This window comes from Geofilum rhodophaeum (assembly GCF_002210225.1).
GTDB classification, from domain to species: domain Bacteria; phylum Bacteroidota; class Bacteroidia; order Bacteroidales; family Marinilabiliaceae; genus Geofilum; species Geofilum rhodophaeum.
Genome location: NZ_MWUJ01000051.1, coordinates 1 through 2,468, shown reverse-complemented (window position 1 = coordinate 2,468; position 2,468 = coordinate 1). Strand labels below are relative to the sequence as shown.

Here is a 2,468-nt window from a genome sequence, read left to right as displayed (position 1 = left end):
CAGCCACTGGCCGACAGTTTTTTCCGATACAAAATGTATTAAGCGCTTAAAGACAGGGTTTTAGAAAACAAAGGTACAAATAGGGTACAATTTCACCGCATTTTTGATTTTTGGATAAAATTACCGGGGGAAGTTCGCGGTAATATTTTATTAAAATATTGTCCGGAACTTCATCAGTGTTTATATTCCCCATAATTTCTCTGTAAAAAGCGTAAAAAATATCACTGCGTATTAAAATCACTATTGTGAATAACCGATTACATCCTTTAGGTTTTTAACCATTTGTTCATGCTTTTGGGGATTATTCTCTTTGAGCTTAGCAATATTAATCAACTTCCATTGAATCGCAGGTAAATCTTTTAATACTGGGATTGGGAATAGTTTCCAATTCGGTTCTCCGCCTTCAAAACTCAATAAGAATTGCTTATCTTCACTTGTAAGACGTTCTCCAATTGTTTGGATTAACAAGGCTCTTGTAGTTTCATAATCATTGTATGAAAACTCAACAGCTGTCATTCCTGCAAACTGATTGTCAAATGCAGATTTCTGGTCTTTTAATATGGGGGAAAGTAATTCGCTTATAGGTTTGTAATGGCTAATCAATCCAATCTTAACACCTTCCCAAATTTCATTCGTGAATCCTTCGTTTTCAAGAAGTAATTTTACATCAAATAAATCACGTGGGTGTTGCCTGTCGATGGCTGCACAAATTTTACCTCCATATAGTTCAGCCATTGAAACAACTTTGGCAGCTGCGAACTTATCAAATTCATCCTGGACAGAATCAACCACCTGCATTAATTGGGTTGGAAAAACATTACCCCTGGTAATGGTATTTACCTCTATTTTTATCTGTGCACCTTTTCCCTGGCAGTTTAGCTTTACATCCGTTCCGCCGCTTAGAGGAACTGAATTTATTTTTACTCCGGAGAGATTTTTTTCAAGGTCAGTTTTTATCCTTCCTAAGCCATCTTGTATATTTTTCAAGGCATCAGACCTTGAATCCAGTGGCAAATAGGTTAAGTCAATATCTACAGACAGGCGTGGCATTTCTCTGATAAAAAGGTTTATTGCAGTACCACCTTTTAATGCAAATATTTCTTCTTTGGAAACGTAAGGTAATATCTGCAGTCATTACTGTCCCATTAAANCATTACTGTCCCATTAAAATCTAAAAAAGTTCTTTGAAATATTTGAAATTTAGTTAATTACAGAGGTTTTTAGAGCGAACGGACTTGAATTTTTAGTTTTGCATCAGATAAATCTGAATGCATATGTATCAAGACAAATACGTTTTCGCTCAACTGGTCTCGTTTCTAAATCGAAGCAAATTCAATCGTATTGTTGCCAAATACAATGGAGACAAATACGTGAAGCATTTCACTTGTTGGAATCAATTGCTTTCTTTGATGTTCGGGCAATTGTCAAATCGTGAAAGTCTTAGAGATTTGATTGTCGCACTTGATGCTCATCACTCCAAATCTTATCATCTGGGCTTGGGCAAGAATATATCAAAATCATCTCTGGCCAGAGCCAATCAAGACAGAGACTATCACATCTTTGAAGAGTATGCTTACTATCTGGTAAACGAAGCCAGACAGAAACGAGTTGCTGACATCTTCAAAATTGAAGGCAATGTCTATGCTTTTGATTCAACGACGATTGACTTGTGCCTTTCCGTATTCTGGTGGGCGAAGTTTCGTAAGAAAAAAGGCGGAATCAAAGTGCATACATTATATGATGTGGAGACACAGATACCAGCATTTTTCCATATCACGGAAGCTTCTGTTCACGACTCTACTGCAATGAAAGAAATCCCTTATGAATCAGGCTTATATTACATATTTGACCGTGCATATAATCACTTCAAAATGTTGTTTAAGATTCATCAGATAGGAGCTTTCTATGTTTTAAGAGCCAAAAAGAATCTACAATGCAAGATGATAAAATGGAAACGAAGATTGCCCAAGAACGTACTTTCAGACGTAACAATTGAATTGACAGGTTTTTATCCTAAACAATACTATCCAGAACATCTTAGATTGGTCAGATATTGGGATGAAGAACAAAAGCGTGAGCTTGTATTCTTAACCAATGCGATGCACATTTCTGCACTTCAAGTTGCTGACCTTTACAAGAACCGCTGGCAAGTCGAGCTTTTCTTCAAGTGGCTAAAGCAACATCTAAAAGTCAAGAAATTCTGGGGAACTACTGAAAATGCTGTTCGAATTCAAATCTACGCCGCGATGTGCACTTATTGCTTGGTGGCAATCGTCCAAAAAGACATGCAACTTGACAGAAGTACATATGAGGTTTTGCAGATACTGAGTATTTCTTTAACAGATAAAACTCATCTTCGAGACCTATTTGAGAGAACTAAATTTCAAAATGACAAAGAACGTTTTAGGCTTAGTGAGCCAAATTTGTTTGATTTTTAATACCGTCCCAATTTTAATGGGACACTAGTG

General features: G+C 36.5%; 2 protein-coding genes. One reads left to right on the top strand and one right to left on the bottom strand.

Annotation, left to right across the window (positions count from 1 at the left end):
• Positions 1-240 precede the first annotated feature (240 nt).
• Positions 241-1,125 carry a nucleotidyl transferase AbiEii/AbiGii toxin family protein gene (locus tag B4W65_RS16915; protein ID WP_262487829.1) on the bottom strand — a complete coding sequence of 295 codons (885 nt, stop codon included), beginning with the start codon at positions 1,123-1,125 and terminating at the stop codon, positions 241-243.
• A 149-nt stretch (positions 1,126-1,274) separates the two neighbouring features.
• Between B4W65_RS16915 and B4W65_RS16910 the strand changes: the two genes are divergently transcribed.
• A complete protein-coding gene (locus B4W65_RS16910; RefSeq protein ID WP_088655624.1) occupies positions 1,275-2,438 on the top strand; it encodes an IS4 family transposase in 1,164 nt (387 codons plus the stop codon).
• Positions 2,439-2,468 lie beyond the last annotated feature (30 nt).